16 protein-coding genes are annotated in these 18774 nt (G+C 59.0%); 5 read left to right on the forward strand and 11 right to left on the reverse strand.

Features of this window, described 5'->3' with window-relative positions:
• Positions 1 to 112: 112 nt before the first annotated feature.
• Positions 113 to 1567, forward strand: a complete 1455-nt coding sequence (locus tag KGA82_RS28535) for a catalase (protein WP_223453241.1) — start codon at positions 113 to 115, stop codon at positions 1565 to 1567.
• 149 nt (positions 1568 to 1716) lie between these two features.
• Positions 1717 to 2181 (forward strand): bacterioferritin, encoded by a 465-nt coding sequence (gene bfr / locus KGA82_RS28540; RefSeq protein ID WP_008030905.1) that lies wholly within the window; start codon positions 1717 to 1719, stop codon positions 2179 to 2181.
• 136 nt (positions 2182 to 2317) lie between these two features.
• Here bfr and uvrA read toward each other — a convergent pair whose 3' ends face one another.
• Positions 2318 to 5152 (reverse strand): excinuclease ABC subunit UvrA, encoded by a 2835-nt coding sequence (gene uvrA / locus KGA82_RS28545; protein WP_223453242.1) that lies wholly within the window; start codon positions 5150 to 5152, stop codon positions 2318 to 2320.
• A gap of 191 nt (positions 5153 to 5343) precedes the next feature.
• Between uvrA and KGA82_RS28550 the strand changes: the two genes are divergently transcribed.
• Positions 5344 to 6741, forward strand: a complete 1398-nt coding sequence (locus tag KGA82_RS28550) for an MFS transporter (RefSeq protein ID WP_008030907.1) — start codon at positions 5344 to 5346, stop codon at positions 6739 to 6741.
• 9 nt (positions 6742 to 6750) lie between these two features.
• Positions 6751 to 7275 carry a single-stranded DNA-binding protein gene (locus KGA82_RS28555; RefSeq protein ID WP_008041307.1) on the forward strand — a complete coding sequence of 175 codons (525 nt, stop codon included), beginning with the start codon at positions 6751 to 6753 and terminating at the stop codon, positions 7273 to 7275.
• 184 nt (positions 7276 to 7459) lie between these two features.
• On the opposite strand, the gene KGA82_RS28560 is transcribed toward KGA82_RS28555, so the two are convergent.
• The 10 genes from KGA82_RS28560 to KGA82_RS28605 form a co-directional block, all read right to left on the reverse strand.
• Entirely contained in the window at positions 7460 to 9664 is a 2205-nt protein-coding gene (locus KGA82_RS28560) for an OsmC domain/YcaO domain-containing protein (protein ID WP_207286520.1), read from the reverse strand.
• A 156-nt stretch (positions 9665 to 9820) separates the two neighbouring features.
• Complete coding sequence (locus KGA82_RS28565) at positions 9821 to 10978, reverse strand: glutathionylspermidine synthase family protein (RefSeq protein WP_223453243.1); 1158 nt, start codon at positions 10976 to 10978, stop codon at positions 9821 to 9823.
• Positions 10979 to 10990: 12 nt separating this feature from the next.
• A complete protein-coding gene (locus KGA82_RS28570; RefSeq protein ID WP_008030948.1) occupies positions 10991 to 11704 on the reverse strand; it encodes a DUF1190 domain-containing protein in 714 nt (237 codons plus the stop codon).
• Positions 11705 to 11722: 18 nt separating this feature from the next.
• A complete protein-coding gene (locus KGA82_RS28575) occupies positions 11723 to 12151 on the reverse strand; it encodes a DUF350 domain-containing protein (RefSeq protein WP_008030949.1) in 429 nt (142 codons plus the stop codon).
• A gap of 15 nt (positions 12152 to 12166) precedes the next feature.
• Positions 12167 to 12841: a DUF2491 family protein gene (locus KGA82_RS28580; protein ID WP_192228086.1), complete on the reverse strand. Its 675-nt coding sequence runs from the start codon at positions 12839 to 12841 to the stop codon at positions 12167 to 12169.
• Positions 12828 to 13862 carry an ion channel gene (locus KGA82_RS28585; RefSeq protein WP_192228085.1) on the reverse strand — a complete coding sequence of 345 codons (1035 nt, stop codon included), beginning with the start codon at positions 13860 to 13862 and terminating at the stop codon, positions 12828 to 12830. The genes KGA82_RS28580 and KGA82_RS28585 overlap by 14 nt, the downstream gene beginning before the upstream one ends.
• A gap of 71 nt (positions 13863 to 13933) precedes the next feature.
• On the reverse strand, positions 13934 to 14497 hold the full coding sequence (locus KGA82_RS28590) for a rhomboid family intramembrane serine protease (protein WP_008041319.1): 564 nt from the start codon (positions 14495 to 14497) through the stop codon (positions 13934 to 13936).
• Between the two features lie 156 nt (positions 14498 to 14653).
• Entirely contained in the window at positions 14654 to 15352 is a 699-nt protein-coding gene (locus KGA82_RS28595; protein WP_008041320.1) for a PspA/IM30 family protein, read from the reverse strand.
• A gap of 25 nt (positions 15353 to 15377) precedes the next feature.
• A complete protein-coding gene (locus KGA82_RS28600; RefSeq protein ID WP_085988408.1) occupies positions 15378 to 15959 on the reverse strand; it encodes a YjfI family protein in 582 nt (193 codons plus the stop codon).
• Between the two features lie 1126 nt (positions 15960 to 17085).
• On the reverse strand, positions 17086 to 17634 hold the full coding sequence (locus tag KGA82_RS28605) for a cysteine hydrolase family protein (protein WP_008044039.1): 549 nt from the start codon (positions 17632 to 17634) through the stop codon (positions 17086 to 17088).
• A gap of 101 nt (positions 17635 to 17735) precedes the next feature.
• Between KGA82_RS28605 and KGA82_RS28610 the strand changes: the two genes are divergently transcribed.
• A complete protein-coding gene (locus tag KGA82_RS28610; RefSeq protein ID WP_223453244.1) occupies positions 17736 to 18728 on the forward strand; it encodes a GlxA family transcriptional regulator in 993 nt (330 codons plus the stop codon).
• Positions 18729 to 18774: the final 46 nt, after the last annotated feature.

Consider the following 18774-nt stretch of genomic DNA (forward strand, 5'->3'; position numbering starts at 1 on the left):
AATTTTCTATCGACACTTACAAGTTAATGAATTTGTAGGTGTAACGTTGGTGATCAATACTCCCTCTCAGCCGATTAGCCGGCAGTTCAAGACTGACAGAGGAAGAGATCGCATGAGCCAAAATAAAATACTTACTACCGCCAGTGGCGCTCCTGTCGCCGACAACCAGAATTCCCGCTCCGCCGGCCCTCGTGGCCCATTGCTGCTCGACGACTTCCACCTGATCGAGAAGCTTGCCCACTTCAACCGTGAAAACATTCCTGAGCGCCGCGTACACGCCAAGGGCTCGGGTGCTTACGGTACGTTCACCGTGACGCGCGACATCACTGAGTACACCAGCGCCAAACTGTTCGAATCCGTCGGTAAGCAAACGCCAACCTTTCTGCGGTTTTCAACCGTGGGCGGTGAGCGCGGCTCGGCTGACACGGAACGCGACCCACGTGGCTTTGCCCTGAAGTTCTATACCGAAGAAGGTAACTGGGACATCGTTGGCAACAACACGCCAGTGTTCTTCATTCGCGATCCGCTCAAGTTTCCGGACTTTATCCACACCCAAAAACGCCTGCCGCAAAGCAACCTGAAAAGTGCGCAGATGATGTGGGACTTCTGGTCGCACTCGCCTGAGGCGCTGCACCAGGTCACCATCCTGTTTTCGGACCGTGGCATCCCTGACGGCTACCGTCACATGCACGGCTTCGGCAGCCACACTTACAGCCTGATCAGTGCCAGCGGCGAGCGTCACTGGGTGAAGTGGCATTACAAGACCCAGCAAGGGATCAAGAACCTGGCGCCGGCAGAAGCTGCTCGCCTGGCGGGCACCGATCCGGATTACGCACAGCGCGATTTGTTCGAAGCGATTGAGCGCGGCGACTTCCCAAAATGGCGTGTGTGCATTCAGATCATGACCGAGGCCCAGGCTGCGGCGCATTACGAGAACCCTTTCGATGTGACCAAGACCTGGTCGCAGAAAGAGTTCCCACTGATCGAAGTGGGTGAGCTCGAACTCAATCGCAATCCGCTGAACTACTTCGCGGAAGTTGAACAAGCGGCTTTCGGTCCGAGCAATATGGTGCCAGGTGTCGGCCTCTCGCCAGACCGCATGCTGCAAGGGCGAGTGTTCGCTTACGCCGATGCGCACCGCTACCGTGTTGGTACCAACCATCAGCAACTGCCGGTGAATGCGCCGCGCAGCCCGGTCAACAGCTACCAGCGTGATGGCTCCATGGCATTTGGCAGCAATGGCGGTGCAGCGCCGAACTACGAGCCGAACAGTTACGTAGAGTCGCCAAAACAGGCGCCTCGTTATGCTGAGCCTGCTTTGGCATTGAGCGGTGCGGCTGATCGTTACGATCATCGCGAAGACACGGACTACTACAGCCACGCAGGTGCGTTGTTCCGTTTGATGAGTGATGAGCAGAAAAACCTGCTGACCAACAATATTGCGGGCGCGATGGCAGGGGTCTCCGCTGATGTAGTGGATCGCCAATTGCAGCATTTCTTCAAGGCCGACCCGGCTTATGGAGACGCAATCGCAAAGTCGCTCAACGTACAGATTAACGAAGTCTAAACGAGAAGCAGAACCGCCCTCATTGGGGCGGTTTTTGCGCTATTTAAACTACTTTTCTCAGAATATCTTCGCTTTTATCGCGCAAACCAAGTGACCAAACAGTCGCTGTGGTTCAAACTACAGACTTTCAAGCAGGGAGATGTAGGGCGATGCAAGGCCACCCAGACGTAATCGATTACCTCAACACGTTGCTGACCGGCGAACTGGCCGCGCGTGATCAATATTTCGTTCACTCGCGGATGTATGAGGACTGGGGATTCACCAAGCTCTACGAACGAATCAACCACGAGATGGAAGAGGAAGCGGGGCACGCCGATGCGCTGATGCGCCGAATTCTGATGCTCGAAGGCACGCCACGCATGCGTCCGGACGATCTTGATGTCGGCACCACGGTTCCTGACATGCTCGCTGCCGACCTGCGACTGGAATACAAAGTCCGCGCCGCGCTCTGCAAGGGCATCGAACTCTGCGAGCAGCACAAAGACTACGTCAGCCGCGAGATGCTGCGTATTCAACTGAACGATACCGAAGAAGACCACACCTACTGGCTCGAGAAGCAGTTGGGGCTGATCAAGTTGATCGGTCTGGAAAATTACCTGCAATCTCACACCTGACATTGAACCGTAGGAGCACAGCTTGCTGGCGAAGGCTTCCTTGATATCGCCATCGCCAGCAAGCTGTGCTCCTACAGTGTCAACGAAAAAGCCCCTGTCACCGACAAAGTGACAGGGGCTTTTTCATGGGCCTGATTCAGTCCCTGTCGCGAGCCAGCAACGGTTTGAGATAGAAACCGGTATGAGACTGCTTCATCTCGGAGACTTCTTCCGGCGTACCGACGGCAATGATCTGCCCGCCTTTGGAACCACCTTCCGGCCCCAGATCCACCAACCAGTCAGCGGTCTTGATCACGTCCAGGTTGTGCTCGATCACCACCACGGTGTTGCCGTGGTCGCGCAGTCGATGCAGCACGTCGAGCAGTTGCTGAATATCCGCGAAGTGCAAACCAGTGGTTGGCTCATCGAGGATGTACAGCGTCTTGCCGGTATCGCGCTTGGACAGCTCGCGGGACAGCTTCACCCGCTGCGCTTCACCACCAGACAGGGTGGTCGCCGATTGCCCCAGCTTGATGTACGACAGGCCGACATCCATCAGCGTCTGAAGCTTGCGTGCCAGTGCCGGCACCGCGTCGAAGAACACCCGGGCTTCCTCGATGGTCATCTCGAGGGTTTCGTGGATGCTCTTGCCCTTGTACTTGATCTCCAGCGTTTCGCGGTTGTAGCGCTTGCTCTTGCAGACGTCGCACGGAACATAGATGTCCGGCAGGAAGTGCATTTCAACCTTGATCAGGCCATCGCCCTGGCAGGCCTCGCAGCGTCCGCCCTTCACGTTGAAGGAGAAACGCCCCGGCCCGTAACCGCGGGAACGGGATTCCGGCACGCCGGCGAACAGTTCGCGAATCGGCGTGAACAGCCCGGTGTACGTCGCCGGGTTGGAGCGTGGCGTACGGCCGATCGGGCTCTGGTCGATGTCGACGACCTTGTCCAGATGCTCCAGCCCTTTGATGCTGTCGTGAGCCGCAGCCTCAAGCGTCGTCGCACCGTTGAGTGCCGTCGCACTCAAAGGGAACAGCGTGTTGTTGATCAACGTCGACTTGCCCGAACCGGAGACGCCGGTAACGCAGGTCAGCAGGCCAATCGGAATCTCCAGATCGACGTTGCGCAAGTTGTTGCCGCGAGCGCCTTTGAGGGACAGCGACAATTTCTTGTTACGCGGTGTGCGTTTGGCAGGGACGGCAATCTTCACCCGACCCGACAAGTACTTGCCGGTCAGCGAGTCAGGGTGAGCCATGACTTGCGCTGGCGTACCTTCGGCGACGATATGCCCCCCGTGCACGCCGGCACCCGGGCCGATATCCACGACATAGTCAGCCAGGCGAATGGCATCTTCATCGTGTTCGACCACGATCACCGTGTTGCCGATGTCGCGCAGGTGCTTGAGCGTGCCGAGCAAACGGTCGTTGTCGCGTTGGTGCAGACCAATCGACGGTTCATCGAGGATGTATAGAACGCCCACCAGGCCGGCGCCAATCTGACTGGCCAGGCGAATCCGCTGCGCCTCGCCACCGGACAACGTGTCGGCACTGCGATCCAGCGACAGATAATCGAGGCCGACGTTGACCAGGAACTGCAGGCGCTCGCGGATCTCCTTGAGGATCTTGTCGGCAATTTCACCGCGACGCCCGGTCAGCTTCAGCACGCCGAAGTATTCGCATGCATCGCCAATCGGCAGATTGGTCACCGCCGGCAGCGTCTTCTCGCCGACCCAGACATGCCGCGCCTCGCGACGCAGGCGGGTGCCACGGCAGTCCGGGCAATGCTGGGTGCTGAGGAACTTGGCCAGCTCTTCGCGCACCGATGCCGATTCGGTTTCGCGGTAGCGACGTTCCAGGTTTGGCACGATGCCTTCGAACGGGTGCGAACGTTTGACGATGTCGCCACGGTCATTCAGGTATTTGAAATCGACATTCTGGGAGCCGCTGCCGTGCAGGATGAATTTCTGCTGCTCGGCCGGCAGTTCGTTGAACGGCACTTCGAGGCTGAACTTGTAGTGCGCCGCCAGCGACCCGAGCATCTGGAAGTAATAGACGTTACGCCTGTCCCAGCCGCGAATCGCACCTTCGGCCAGAGTCAGTTCGCCATTGACCAGTCGCTTGATGTCGAAGAATTGTTTCACGCCCAGACCATCGCACGTCGGGCAGGCGCCGGCCGGGTTGTTGAAGGAGAACAGCTTGGGTTCCAGCTCGCTGATCGCGTGACCGCAGATCGGGCAGGCGAACCGCGCGGAGAAGATCATCTCTTCGCCGGGTTCGTCGTCCATCGGTGCGACCAGGGCAATGCCGTCCGCCAGTTTCAGCGCGGTTTCGAAGGATTCGGCCAGACGCTGTTGCAGATCGGCGCGGACCTTGAAGCGGTCGACGATGACGTCAATCGAATGCTTCTTCTGCTTGTCCAGCTTCGGCAGTTCGTCCAGTTCGCAGATCCTGCCGTTGACCCGGGCCCGGACAAAGCCCTGGGCGCGCAGTTCTTCGAAGACCGAAAGGTGTTCGCCTTTGCGCTCGCGGATCACCGGCGCCAGCAGCATCAGTTTGCTGCCCTCCGGTTGGGCGAGGACCAGGTCGACCATCTGGCTGACGGTCTGCGCTTCCAGCGGAATGTCGTGATCCGGGCAGCGCGGAATACCGACGCGAGCATAGAGCAGGCGCAGGTAGTCGTAGATTTCGGTGATGGTGCCGACCGTCGAACGCGGGTTGTGCGAGGTCGACTTCTGTTCGATGGAAATGGCTGGCGACAAACCTTCAATGGTGTCGACGTCAGGCTTTTCCATCATCGACAAAAACTGCCGGGCATAGGCCGACAGCGACTCGACATAGCGGCGCTGGCCTTCGGCGTACAGCGTGTCGAACGCCAGGGACGATTTGCCGGATCCGGACAAGCCGGTGATGACGATCAGTTTGTCCCGTGGCAGGGTCAGGTCGATGTTCTTCAGGTTGTGGGTTCGGGCCCCACGAATCAGGATCTTGTCCAAAGTGGCCTCGCTCGGCGGGCGTCGAAAACGTAGGAGTATACGGCCAAATACTGGATGGATGCACACTATCAAACGAGTGGTTTACTGTCGTACATGAAGAGTCTGTCAGCGGAACGCGTCAAAGCGTCGCGATATACCCTGTCAATCGATGGGACTGGTAGAATCGCCGCCGGTTCACATGAGGTTTTTCCATGCACGATCCCCACAGCGAACGCATGAGTGGCAGTGAGACCCGCGCAGCAAGCGGTCTGGCCCTCGTGTTCGCGTTCCGTATGCTTGGCATGTTCATGGTGTTGCCGGTACTGGCGACCTATGGGATGGATCTGGCAGGAGCGACCCCGGCCCTCATCGGGCTGGCGATTGGCGCTTACGGCCTGACCCAGGCGATATTTCAGATTCCGTTCGGCTTCATTTCCGACCGCATCGGGCGCCGCCCGGTGATTTACCTGGGGCTGATCGTGTTCGCCCTCGGCAGTGTGCTGGCGGCCAACGCTGATTCGATCTGGGGCGTTATCGCCGGACGAATCCTGCAAGGCGCCGGGGCGATTTCCGCAGCAGTGATGGCGTTGCTGTCAGACCTGACCCGCGAACAGCATCGGACCAAAGCCATGGCCATGATCGGCATGACGATTGGTCTGTCGTTCGCGGTCGCCATGGTGGTAGGGCCTTTGCTGACTCGCGCCTTCGGCCTGTCCGGGTTGTTCCTCGCCACCGGTGGCATGGCGCTGGTGGGCATCGTGATCGTGATGTTCATGGTGCCGCGCTCCACCGGGCCGTTGCAGCACCGTGAATCCGGCGTCGCGCGTCAGGCACTGATGCCGACGCTCAAGCACCCGGACCTGCTGCGCCTGGACCTGGGTATTTTTGTGTTGCACGCGATGTTGATGTCGAGCTTCGTTGCATTGCCGCTGGCCCTGGTCGAAAAAGCCGGGCTGCCCAAAGAGCAGCACTGGTGGGTCTACCTGACCGCGCTGCTGATTTCCTTCTTCGCCATGATCCCGTTCATTATCTACGGCGAGAAGAAACGCAAAATGAAACGAGTTTTATTGGGCGCAGTGCTGACGCTGATGCTCACTGAGCTATTCTTCTGGCAGTTCGGCGATAGCTTGCGGGCCCTGGTGATCGGGACGGTGGTGTTCTTTACCGCGTTCAACTTGCTGGAAGCTTCGTTGCCATCGCTGATCAGCAAGGTTTCACCGGCGGGCGGCAAGGGCACGGCGATGGGGGTTTATTCCACCAGTCAGTTCCTCGGATCGGCACTGGGCGGGATCCTCGGCGGCTGGATGTTCCAGCATGGCGGTCTGTCGGTTGTCTTCCTCGGATGCGCCGGCCTGGCTGCCCTCTGGCTGGCCTTTGCTGTTACCATGCGCGAACCACCTTATGTCACGAGCCTGCGCTTGCCGTTGTCGCCCGAGGCGATCCGCGAAGCGGGTCTGGTTGAGCGCCTGAAGGCCGTCGTAGGGGTAACAGATGCGGTAATCGTTGCTGATGAAGCAGCGATTTACATCAAATTGGACACAGAACTATTGGATCGCACTACCCTCGAGCGTCTGGTGAACAACCCGCCCGAGGCAGCGTGCGTAGCCTAGGAGAACGTTATGGCCCGTGGGGTTAACAAAGTCATATTGGTCGGCACTTGCGGCCAGGATCCCGAAGTTCGCTACTTGCCTAACGGTAACGCCGTGACCAACCTGAGTCTGGCGACCAGCGAACAGTGGACCGACAAACAGACCGGTCAGAAGGTCGAGAAGACCGAATGGCACCGTGTGTCGATGTTCGGCAAAGTGGCGGAAATCGCCGGCGAATACCTGCGTAAAGGTTCGCAGGTCTACATCGAAGGCAAGCTGCAGACCCGCGAGTGGGAAAAAGACGGTATCAAGCGTTACACCACTGAAATCGTGGTCGACATGCAAGGCACCATGCAACTGCTGGGCGGCCGTCCACAGCAGGGCGACCAACAAGGCGGGGGCAACAACTACCAGCAGTCCGCTCCGGCTCCACGCCAGCAGCAGGCGCCGCGTCCGCAGCAGTCGGCACCGCAACAGTCGCGTCCGGCGCCACAGCAGGCCGCTCCTCAGCCGGCTCCGGATTTCGACAGCTTTGATGACGATATCCCGTTCTAGGATATGGCTTAGGCCTTTGTAAGGTTTAGCCTCGAAACCCCCGATCGGTCCTCTGGACTGGTCGGGGGTTTTCTTTTGCACGCTATTTGTAGGAGCCGGCTTGCTGGCGATTCAAGCACCGCGGTTAGCCAGGTAAACCGCGTAATCGTTCATCGCCAGCAAGCCGGCTCCTACAGATTTGTGGTTAACGGGATGATGTGGTTACGGCGGCCCGCGCTGTGTGCAGTTTTTTGTAGCTGTCGATCAGGCGCAGGTGCCTGTCGAGCCCCTCCAGTTTCATGCTGGTCGGCGTCAAGCCATGGAAGCGTACGGTCCCGTCCACCGAGCCGATTGCTGCGTCCGTCCGCTCGCTGCCAAACATCCGGCGGAAATTGGCCTCGTAGTCTTCCAGTTCCAAGTCTTCGTCCAGTTTCATCTCCAGCACCACATTGACAGCCTGGTAGAACAAGCCGCGCTCAACCGTGTTGTCGTTGTACTGCAGGAACATTTCCACTGCTTCTTTCGCCTCTTCAAATTGTTGCAGGGCGAGGTAAATCAGCAGCTTCAACTCTAGGATCGTCAACTGACCCCAAGCGGTATTGTCGTCAAATTCGATGCCGATCAAGCTGGTGATGTCGGTGTAGTCGTCCAGCTCACTTTCCACCAGGCGCTCGACCAGCGCTCGCAGTTCTTCTTCGTCCAGGCGATGCAGGTTCAGGATGTCTTCGCGGAAGAACAGCGCTTTGTTGGTGTTATCCCAGATCAGATCGTCTACCGGATAAATTTCCGAATAGTCCGGCACCAGGATGCGGCAGGCCGTCGCGCCGATATGCTCGTAGACCGCCATGTACACTTCCTTGCCCATGCCTTCGAGAATGCCGAACAAGGTCGCGGCTTCCTCGGTATTCGAGTTTTCACCCTGGCCGGAGAAGTCCCACTCCACGAATTCGTAATCCGACTTCGAACTGAAGAAGCGCCACGACACAACGCCGCTCGAGTCGATGAAGTGCTCGACGAAGTTGTTCGGCTCGGTCACCGCATGACCTTCAAACGTCGGCTGGGGCAGGTCGTTGAGGCCTTCGAAGCTGCGGCCTTGCAGCAACTCGGTGAGGCTGCGTTCCAGTGCCACTTCAAGGCTTGGGTGCGCGCCGAACGAGGCGAACACACCGCCGGTACGCGGGTTCATCAACGTAACGCACATCACCGGGAATTCACCGCCCAGGGACGCATCCTTCACCAACACCGGGAAACCCTGTTCTTCCAGCGCCTGAATGCCGGCGAGGATTCCTGGGTACTTTGCCAGCACGTGGGCCGGCACATCCGGCAGTGCAAATTCACCTTCGATGATTTCGCGTTTTACCGCGCGCTCGAAGATCTCCGACAGGCACTGCACCTGCGCTTCGGCCAGCGTGTTGCCGGCACTCATGCCGTTGCTCAGGTACAGGTTTTCAATCAGGTTGGACGGGAAATACACCACCTCACCGTCCGACTGGCGCACGTACGGCAGCGAGCAGATACCGCGCTCTTCATTGCCCGAGTTGGTGTCGATCAGATGGGAGCCGCGCAGCTCGCCGTCGCGGTTGTAAATCTTCAGGCAGTACTCGTCGAGAATCTCGGTCGGCAGCGCGTCTTTGCGGCCAGGCTTGAACCAGCGCTCGTCCGGATAATGCACAAATTCCGCGTTGGCGATGTCTTCGCCCCAGAACTGGTCGTTGTAGAAGAAGTTGCAGTTGAGTCGCTCGATAAACTCGCCCAACGCCGACGCCAGTGCGCTTTCCTTGGTCGCACCCTTGCCGTTGGTGAAGCACATCGGCGAGTGCGCATCGCGGATATGCAGCGACCACACATTGGGCACGATATTGCGCCACGAGGCGATTTCAATCTTCATGCCCAGGTCCGCCAGGATGGCCGACATGTTGGCGATGGTTTGTTCCAGCGGCAGATCCTTGCCGGCAATGTAAGTACTCGCCTCTGAACTGGAAGCCGGCATCAACAGCGCCTGGGCATCGGCGTCGAGGTTTTCCACTTCTTCGATCACAAACTCAGGCCCGGCCTGCACCACTTTTTTCACGGTGCAACGGTCGATAGAACGCAGGATGCCCTGGCGGTCCTTGTCGGAGATGTCCGCGGGCAACTCGACCTGGATCTTGAAAATCTGGTTGTAGCGGTTTTCCGGGTCAACAATGTTGTTCTGCGACAGGCGGATGTTATCCGTGGGGATATTGCGTGTGCTGCAGTACAACTTCACGAAATACGCCGCACACAGCGCCGACGAAGCCAGGAAGTAGTCGAATGGACCGGGTGCCGAGCCATCGCCCTTGTAGCGGATTGGTTGGTCGGCCACCACCGTGAAGTCGTCGAACTTGGCTTCAAGCCGAAGGTTGTCGAGAAAGTTGACCTTGATTTCCATGGGGGGGTACCAGAATAACGGGCTAGACGATTTGGCCGCCATTATCCGGCTTTTCAGCGGTAAGTCTTGTGGTTGTCGGGTCCCTGATCGGGTTTACACCTGTTTCACCCCGACGCCCGATGCATGGCAACGGGCTTTTTCACTGACGGTAAATGTTCAGTCGAGTATCAGGTGCGGCAAAAATCGGCTGGAATCCTTGGTAATCAGGCTGTTGTCCTCGCGCACACCGATCCCCGCGGCTTGATCGCCGATCACCCAGGAACCGATCAGCGTGTAGCTATCTCCAAACTGTGGCAACGGCGCGAACTCCTGAAGGATAAACGGCGCATCCGTGTAGGGCCCATCCTCTTTCACTATCAGACCGTCCGTTGTTTGCAGCTCGATGTTGGCGCCTTCCCGCGAGAAGAATGGCTTGCGCACCCAACCCTTGGGCACCGCTTTGTTCGGGTCGGTATCCAGGTGGGCGGCGAGCAGGTTCGGATGACCTTTGTTGAATTCCCACAGCAGCGGCAGGATGCCTTTGTTGGAGATGATGGATTTCCAGGCCGGTTCGAAAAACTGCGTATCGCTCTGGGCAATCGCTGCACCAAAGGGCTCGTGGAAGATGAACTCCCAGGCGTGCAGTTTGAACAGGTGAGGAATCCAGCGATCTTCAAGATCGACGAAACGTCCGTCACTGGTGAGGCCAATGTCTTCGATGTCGATGTGGCGGGATTCGATGCCGACTTTTTCCGCAACCAGCCGCAGGTAATCGGTGGTGCCCTTGTCCTCGACCGAGTCTTTCATCGAGGCGAAATAGAACGGTTGCGTGATCTGCAGTTGAGCAAAGGCCTGATGCAGCTTGGTGTCGATGCTGTTGAACTGGTCGGCGTTTTTGGGCAACAAACCACGCTCAATGCACTGCTCCAGCCAGCCCCACTGGAATGCCGCCGCTTCGTAGAGGCTGGTCGGCGTATCGTAGTTGAGCTCCAGCAGTTTGGCCGGGCCGTTGCCGTTGTAGGAAAAGTCCATGCGCCCGTACAGATGCGGATGACCTTCGAGCCATGACGTACGAACCAGGTCGTAGAACGCTGCCGGAATGCTCAGGCGCTCCAGCAGTTCCTCGCTCTGCACCACGCGAGCCACCAGGTCCATGCACATCTCATGGATCTCGGTGGTCGGGTCTTCGAGATCGTTCTCGATCTGCTTGAGCGTGAACTGGTAGTACGCGCTCTCGTCCCAATAGGGTTCGTCGTCGATGGTGTGGAACAGAAAGCCGAGGTTTTCGGCGGTCTGTTTCCAGTCATGACGCTCTGCGCAGAGGATTTTTTTCATGGCCCTGTTTCCTTAACTGCTCGACCCGCCGCCACCCCAGCCGCTGCGCGCACTGGCTTTGCTGCCGAAGCCGCCACGGGAAGTGGACGAGGCAACGGACACCGGTTTGCTGGCGGAACGAATCGAGTCGGCGTAGTTGCTGCTGCCGTATCGCGCCTGATTGGATTTGGTAAAGGTCGAACCTTTCGAAATCCGCTGGCCGAGTGTCGAGGACGAATAACTGCCACGGTCATCGCGGTAGCGGTACACCGGCTCGGAATAGTAGCTGTTGCGGTTGTTGCTCAGCATGTTGCCGATCAACAGGCCGGTCAGCAGGCTGGTGCCGGAGAATCCCGAACCACCACTGTTCGCTTCCGAGGCAGGCAATTGCGCTTTGGCGGCGTCCACCTGGGATTGCGTCACCTCGCCATTGGCGCTCAGTTCGAAGCCGCCGAGTTTGGGGATGAACTTGCCTGCGGAATCTTGCTGGCACCAGTCAGCGACGAAGTCGGCTTCGCAATCGGCCTGGTTGTCGTACACCGGTGCAATGCGTCGATGTTCGGCCATGGCGGTCATGAAGGCGTCCGAGCAGACGTCCACCGGAAGTTTTTCATCGGCGCATTGCTGCACGGACTGGAAGTTGTACTTTTTCTGCACCGAGTAGGTTTTTTCCGTCGGCCCGCAGCCCGAAATCGCCATCGCGACCGAGGCTGCCAGCGACAGCTGAACGTACTTGCTTCGTTTCATCGGGAGCTCCGTGCGCGATCAGTTCGAGGAAGGGGTCATGCAGGCGGCGTTCAACATGCCGACGCTGATGGCCACGGCTGCCACGTAGATACCGGCGGCGATTTCACCTTTCTTGATGCGCTCGGAGGTGCCCTTGAGCACCAGGCTGGTCATCAGGAACGCCAACAATTGCACGAACGCGGCGATGACTGCCCAGACCACGAAGTCGAGGAGGCTGACCGAGTAGGCGATCACGTTGCTGGCCGGAATCGCGAAACCGATGACCGCACCGCCCAGGGCGATTGCAGCCGCGACGTTGCCCGAACGGATCAGTTCGAATTCCTTGTGCGGGGTGATGCGGGTGTAGATGAACTGGAACAGCGCGAACAGCACGGCGGCGCCGAGGATGTACGCAACAAACCCGAGCACGGCGGCTTTGTTCAGGGAGACGGAGAGCGCTTCTAGCATGGGGTTTCTTCCTTTTTAAAAAGTGTTCAGGTCGGTGGTGTACAGCGAAATGCCCAGCGAAGTGCTCAAGCTGATCGTGCCTTCGGCGTCTTCTTCGACAGAAAACAGCAGGAATTCACGGCGGTCGGTCAGGCCGGTTTCGCGGGCGTACAGCATTGAACGGTGCTCGACGCTGTAGGACTCATCCGGGTTTTTCAGCTGTTCGCTCAACGCCACCAGTTCAGTCTGGCCATTCTCGGTGCCCCATTCGCGGGTGTATTCGACGCCGTTGTGGGTGTAGGTCGGCAGCCCGATCAGGCTATTCGGGCCGGCCAGACGGCGCAGCTCCGCTTCGCTGCTGATGGTGATGTAGCTGAGGTAGTTGAACAGGATCACCGACTCGACCTGGCCGGCGATATCGCCGGTGGTGTGCACTTGCAGCCAGTAGTCTTCGTCGTTCATGTAGTAGCGCGACAGCCAGGTCGACTGCCCGAGATCAATGGTGCCGTTGCTCCAGATCTGCTGCGAGCCGGGGATGGCCACGGCGGTTTTTTCGTCGAGCAACAATTGCAGCGTGCTGTCGAACATCACGCCTTTGCCCAGTGCCAGACCCAGCGGGCCGGCGGCCGGCTGGGTTTCACTGGCGGTCCATTTCGATTCTGAATTCGCGTTCGGGGCCTCAAGCCCCAACAACTGTTTAAACCATCCCATTGGAGATTTCCTTGAGGCGAGTGGAGGCGATGTAGAAGAGCTCGCCGCCCTCGACGCGTGTGGCGCCAGGCGGGTTGATCGATGGTTGTCGGGCGCCCTTGGCGCGGTAGCCGATGAGGGTGGCGTTGTGACGTTCTTTCATCTGCGTGTACAGATCGCCGAAGGTCGCGTTAAACGTCTCGGGCAGTTTCATCAGGTATTGGGTCGCGCCCTGGCCCACGCACAGCAATTCGTTGATGACCACGGACGAGCCGGGGTCCTGAGACGCGCGCACAAGCATCTCGATGGCCATGCTTGATGTGCATTCCAGGCTGGGGGCGTAGGCGCTGGCGAGCGAGGCGATTTCACTGTCATTGAAGTGGGCGACCACATGCCCGACAGGCTTCAGTTGATTGACCGCCAGCACGGTGGCCAGGGTCAGGTCGTCTGAATGGGTTCGCACCAGAACGCGTTCGGCACCGGGAACGCCAGCGCGCAGTAGCAGCGCCACCGAGGACAGGCTTTCGCCCTTGATGAAGGACGCCTGGCCAGGCATGGGGTTTTCTTCAAGGGTGCAATCGCAAATGACGATCAGGTTGTCGTTGGAGGTTTCATCCTGAAGCAACAACTCAACGACCCGTTCGCTGGACGCACCTTCCCAGCCGATGAGCACCGTATGCCCGACATTGCCGGTGTAGTCACCTTTGCCCTTCATGCTTTTTCTCCATACATCGATAACGCTGCTGGTGGTTTTGCCGATGGCTGCCGTCAGCAGCGCAATGCCGCCGAGCATGACCCAGGTGGCCACGAAAATGCGCCCCGCCGATGTCTGTGGCGCGAGATCGCCATAGCCTACGGTAAGCGTGGTGGTGAGATAGAAGTAGGTAAACGTGGCGGGGGCGGTGAGGTGCTGTTCGCCCAGCAACACCAGGCCCAGATACGCCGTGGTCAGGTGCACGGCCAAGGCGATGACCAGTCCCACCCAACCGAATCGGTGGAAGAGGGACGAGGCATACATGCGCAATAAAAGGAAAATCGACATTTCGTCCCTGACTCCGTGGGTACTCATTCCTGGCGACGTTATCGCCTCGGCGTCTGAATGCTCAAGTGCGGTTAACCGGCGGCATTAAACCTGCTGCGCGGCGCAGAGAAAAGTACCTTGGCTGCAATAAATCCGGCGAGCGCCCCAAAGAGATGTCCTTCGAAGGACACACCCTGACGCGGAAGAAAGCCAAAGACCAGACCGCCATAGAGCAACGCCACGACGCTGGCCGTGATCAGGTTGCCCCAGCTGCGGTGAAACCAGGCGCGGGACAGGAGGTAGGCCCACAGCCCGAATACCCAGCCGCTGGCGCCAATGTGCACGCCGGAAAACCCGAACAGCCAGACCAGTGCGCCGCCCAGCAGAATGATGATCGCGCTGACGGCCAGGAACCGGTTGAGCCCGTCGACAATGACCAGGGTGCCCAGAATCAGGAAGGGAATCAGGTTGGCGCTGAGGTGCGCAAAGGACGCGTGCAAAAAAGGCGAGGTGATGATGCCGACCAGTCCGTGGGCCGTTCTCGGCACCAGGCCGAATGCCACAAGGCTGTAGCCGGTCGCGACGTTGAGCAGTTGCAGCGCCACCATGAAAATGGCGAGGCTGGCGATTGTCTTGAAACCCTTCAGGGCATCCATCCTTGACCTCGATTCAACGAAAAACTGAAACGCATATCCAATGTGGGAGCGAGCCTGCTCGCGAAGAGGGAGTGTCAGTCAACATTAATGTCGCCTGACAAACCGTAATCGCTAGCAGGCTAGCTCCCACAGGTTATGCATCTGCGACTGAGTGGGTTACTCAGCCGATTTCTGCTTCAGGCGCTCCAGGATCGCGTTGGCGCTGCCTGCGTCCGGCGTGATGCCGGCTTCGCGCAGTTTGCGCTCCAGGTCGGTGCCGGTCGATGCATCGGCCAGTTGGTCCTGGGCTTCCAGTTCAGCGGCGCGTTGCTGCTGCTTGGCTTGCAAGCGGTTCAGCGTGCCGACTGCGGTTTCCAGTTTGCCGTTGGCGCCGCCGCTGGCGATGGACGCGCTGACCTGGGCTTTCTGTACGCTTTCACGGGCCTTGGCCATGTCCACTTGCTGACGCAGGCTCTTGATGCGGCTTTCAGCCTTGGTGATGTCTTTGCGCATGTTGTCCGCATAACCGCCGAATTCGGTGGCCTGCTTCTGCTCGACATCCAGCTCGTTGGTCAGGGTCGAAATGGCTTCGGCCACTTCCAGTGCCAGGTCTTCACGGTTGGCCTGAATGGCGGCCAGCGCCTTGGATTCCAGGTCCTTGATCTTGGCGTTGTACTCGCTGACGCGATCTGCGGACAGTTTGTGCTTGGCCATGATGGTGACCAGCTCACGCTTGGCGTTGGCCAGCGCGCTGTCGGCATCGCGGATTTCCTGGTCGAGGATGCGCAGGGCCTGTTGGTCGACGATCGATTCGCCGACTTCATTGGCACCGCCACGCAGTGCGGTGAACAATTTGCTCCAGATGGACTGAGTCATTGGATTTTCCCTGATTCCCGAATAATTAATTGAAAAAACGTTCGAAGGCTTCGCTGGCGCGCTGCACGTTGTCGACGAGGGTTTTGACCTCGGTCACGACGTTGGTCAGGCTCGAGTCGGAGCTGAGTGCGCCAAACATGTTGTAAACGACCTGCCCGTTGGGCATGGACTCGATGCCGATCGACGACAGCGGGAACATTTCCCGGCTGCGCAGCACGGCATCATTGAAGGCCGGCACGTCCTTGATCGACTCGACGTCGACCAGCACGGTATCGACGATGATCTGGTCGCCCACTACCGCGATGTAAATCGGCAAGCCACCGAAGTCGTTCATTTCCAGCTTGATGCTGGATTCGGAGCCTTGGACGAGGGAGAGGGTGATGTCGTTCGAGACCACTTCGTCCAGGGCTTGAAGGGCGCTGTAGAGGCGATCGATGTTCCAGTTGTTACCTGCGCTCATGTAATTCTCCGACATGAATGAGCCAGCCAGGATCGGTTGGCGTAGCTGTTTCTCCATCTGCTTGAGCAGGCTTCGGTTTTCGGGAAGCACCCAAGTCTCGTGTTTTACATAACCGGCGGCACCCAGGCCCGCGCGCATCTGCTTCATGTAGAAGCTCGACGGTTTTTTCGCGGACGGTTTCGAGCGCTCTCCCTTGCGGCTTGCTGAATCGTTCACAGACCCGGAAGGCGGATCTGATGGAGAGCTGCTGTTCATGGTGCTGACCTCGTTGTGAAAAACTCACGCGTGAGAAACACTACAGGCAATTTTTGCTGGGCTCAATAGCTCACGCGTGAGATTTTTTTATGGGTAGTGGGGTGTATATCCATTGTTTGGGTGATGGCGGATATTGGTTTCGCCCTTACGGCGAGTCACTTGGAAGAGCCCCAAGTAACCAAGGGCTTTTGCCCCTTTCGTTCGGTGGCTCGCTAAGGCTCGCCATGCCCTCGCTCCGGTCCTGCTCCGTGGGCCCGCCGCGATCGGCCATCCCTGGCCGTGCGCGGCTAACCCGGCATCCATGCCGGGTTGCCCACTGCGCAGAACCTGCGCTCGGCCTCTCGAGGGGGCGGTGCGTCCAGATCAAAAGCTGAAGGCGAGCTAACGCTCGGCCTGATGAGTGGTGAAAAGCAAAAGCGTACGCAGGCCCCCTGTAGGAGCCGGCTTGCCGGCGATAGCGGAGGGTCAGTCAACTTATCTATTGGCAGGACAGACGCTATCGCCAGCAAGCTGGCTCCTACAGGGGAAATGCGTATGTATTCGGAACGCACACGATCAATTGTAGGAGCCGGCTTGCTGGCGATAGCGGTGGGTCAGCCGGCACATTTATTGACTGGACGGATGCCATCGCCAGCAAGCCGGCTCCTACAGGGGAGTGGTGCACATGTCCGGAATGAGTGAACGCATCAAAGAAGGACAACGCGGACAACTGAAGAGCCAGGTCGGCTTTCAGGCCGCCTCGGCGGCTGTGGCGGTAGTCGCCCCCTCGAGAGGCCGAGTGGAGGTTCTGCGTAGTGGGCAACCCGGCATGGATGCCGGGTTAGCCGCCCCCGGCCAGGGATGGCCGATGGCGGCGGGCCCACGGAGCAGGACCGGAGCGAGGGTATGCCGAGCCTTAGCGAGGCACCGAACGAAAGGGGCAGAAGCGCTTTGGTTACTTTCGCGCTTTTCGAAAGTGACTCGCTGTAAGAGCGAAACCAATAGCAGCCGTTACCGCAGCAACGGATATGTACTCACCTCACCCAGCCAGAAACTCGCCAGTAGACACCACACGAGCATAGGCAAAACCCAACGCCGACATGAACGCGGCATGAACATGGGCCGCCGGAACCGTAAGTCCGTTGAACTCCAGATCCCGCGAGGCACAGGCGTCATGAATGACAGTGACGGCGTAACCCATGTCGGCGGCCGCACGGGTAATGCCGTCGACGCACATGTGACTCATGCTGCCAACCACCACCAACTCCTTGATACCCTGCTCATCGAGAATTGACTGCAGTTCAGTTTCGCGGAACGAGTTGACGAAGTGCTTGAGCACCACCGGCTCGTCGGCGCGGTTCAGGACTTTGGGATGCAGCTTCGCGCCCTCGGAGCCCGGGGTGAAGAAGGGCGCTTCGTCGGAAGTGAACTCGTGGCGAATGTGCACCACCGAATCACCGGCATCGCGAAAGGCTTTGAGCAGGCGTACGGCGTTATCCGCAGCCGCGTCCGCGCCGACCAGCGGCCACTTGCCCTGGGGGAAGTAGTCGTTTTGGATATCAACTACGATGAGTGCTTGCTTGGCCATGACTGTTTCCTCGAAGTGTGTGTGGGTGTGGAATGAAGTATTGGCTCTGGCGGACCGTCCGAGGATTGGCCGCACCGACAATAGAAGGGGGAAAACTGACAATGGATGCACAAAGGGCAATCGCCGAGCTGGGCGTGCTGATTTATCCCGGCGCGCAGATGGCGGCGGTGCACGGGCTGACCGACTTGTTCGGGGTGGCGAACCGGATTGCCGCCGACTATCAGGCGGCGCAGTTGCCGTTGTTGCGGGTCAGCCACTGGCAGGTCGATGGCGAACAGGCGCCCAAACGCGTCTACGACAGCCATCCCGCGCCGGACGGCGCATTGGTGGCGGTGTTGATCCCGCCGTCGATTGGCGGTTTTTCCGAAGGCCAGGCACCGCAAGGCTTGCTGCGCTGGATTCGTCAGCAGCACGCACAAGGTGCAACCCTTGGCGGCGTTTGCGTGGGCTCGATTTTATTGGCTGAAAGCGGCCTGCTCGACGGTCGCAGCGCCACCACCCACTGGACGTCGGCCAAGGCGTTCGCCGAGCGTTATCCGGCGATCAAGCTCAAGGCCGATACGCCGATCGTCGATGACGGCGACTTGATCACCACCGCCGGGTTGATGGCCTGGTCCGAGCTGGGTTTGCGTCTGGTCGACCGATTGCTGGGGCCGAGCATCGCCACCGGCACTGCACGGTTTCTGGTGGTGGAACACAGCGACAGTGCGAGTGAATGTGGCAGCAACTTTTCACCGATTCTCAGCCACGGCGACGCCTCGATTCTCAAGGTACAGCATTGGCTGCAAAGCACCGGCGCGACCGATGTGTCGCTGGCGACCATGGCTGAACGGGCAGGGCTGGAAGAACGCACCTTCCTGCGCAGATTTCGTGCTGCAACCGGGCTCAAACCCACCGAGTACTGCCAGCACCTGCGGGTCGGCAAGGCCCGGGAAATGTTGGAGTTCACCAACGGCACCATCGACCACATTGCCTGGACCGTCGGTTATCAGGACCCGAGTGCCTTCCGTGCGACGTTCAAGAAAATTACCGGGCTGGCGCCGAGTGATTATCGGACGCGGTTTGGGGTTTCGCCGACCGCCGCAGCCCGATAGTCGCAACGCCAGAAATCCCCTGTGGGAGCGAGCCTGCTCGCGAAGA

It is taken from the genome of Pseudomonas sp. BF-RE-22 (genome assembly GCF_019956155.1).
Lineage (GTDB): Bacteria > Pseudomonadota > Gammaproteobacteria > Pseudomonadales > Pseudomonadaceae > Aquipseudomonas > Aquipseudomonas migulae.

Bases quoted from the DNA above. Each gene is read 5' to 3' on its own strand.
- KGA82_RS28590 (WP_008041319.1), bottom strand. From the start codon at position 14,497: ATGGATGCCCTGAAGGGTTTCAAGACAATCGCCAGCCTCGCCATTTTC.
- KGA82_RS28585 (WP_192228085.1), bottom strand. From the start codon at position 13,862: ATGTCGATTTTCCTTTTATTGCGCATGTATGCCTCGTCCCTCTTCCAC.
- KGA82_RS28580 (WP_192228086.1), bottom strand. From the start codon at position 12,841: ATGGGATGGTTTAAACAGTTGTTGGGGCTTGAGGCCCCGAACGCGAAT.
- KGA82_RS28560 (WP_207286520.1), bottom strand. From the start codon at position 9,664: ATGGAAATCAAGGTCAACTTTCTCGACAACCTTCGGCTTGAAGCCAAG.
- KGA82_RS28565 (WP_223453243.1), bottom strand. From the start codon at position 10,978: ATGAAAAAAATCCTCTGCGCAGAGCGTCATGACTGGAAACAGACCGCC.
- KGA82_RS28535 (WP_223453241.1), top strand. From the start codon at position 113: ATGAGCCAAAATAAAATACTTACTACCGCCAGTGGCGCTCCTGTCGCC.
- KGA82_RS28555 (WP_008041307.1), top strand. From the start codon at position 6,751: ATGGCCCGTGGGGTTAACAAAGTCATATTGGTCGGCACTTGCGGCCAG.
- KGA82_RS28600 (WP_085988408.1), bottom strand. From the start codon at position 15,959: ATGAAGCAGATGCGCGCGGGCCTGGGTGCCGCCGGTTATGTAAAACAC.
- KGA82_RS28605 (WP_008044039.1), bottom strand. From the start codon at position 17,634: ATGGCCAAGCAAGCACTCATCGTAGTTGATATCCAAAACGACTACTTC.
- KGA82_RS28610 (WP_223453244.1), top strand. From the start codon at position 17,736: ATGGATGCACAAAGGGCAATCGCCGAGCTGGGCGTGCTGATTTATCCC.
- KGA82_RS28550 (WP_008030907.1), top strand. From the start codon at position 5,344: ATGCACGATCCCCACAGCGAACGCATGAGTGGCAGTGAGACCCGCGCA.
- KGA82_RS28595 (WP_008041320.1), bottom strand. From the start codon at position 15,352: ATGACTCAGTCCATCTGGAGCAAATTGTTCACCGCACTGCGTGGCGGT.
- KGA82_RS28575 (WP_008030949.1), bottom strand. From the start codon at position 12,151: ATGCTAGAAGCGCTCTCCGTCTCCCTGAACAAAGCCGCCGTGCTCGGG.
- KGA82_RS28570 (WP_008030948.1), bottom strand. From the start codon at position 11,704: ATGAAACGAAGCAAGTACGTTCAGCTGTCGCTGGCAGCCTCGGTCGCG.
- bfr (WP_008030905.1), top strand. From the start codon at position 1,717: ATGCAAGGCCACCCAGACGTAATCGATTACCTCAACACGTTGCTGACC.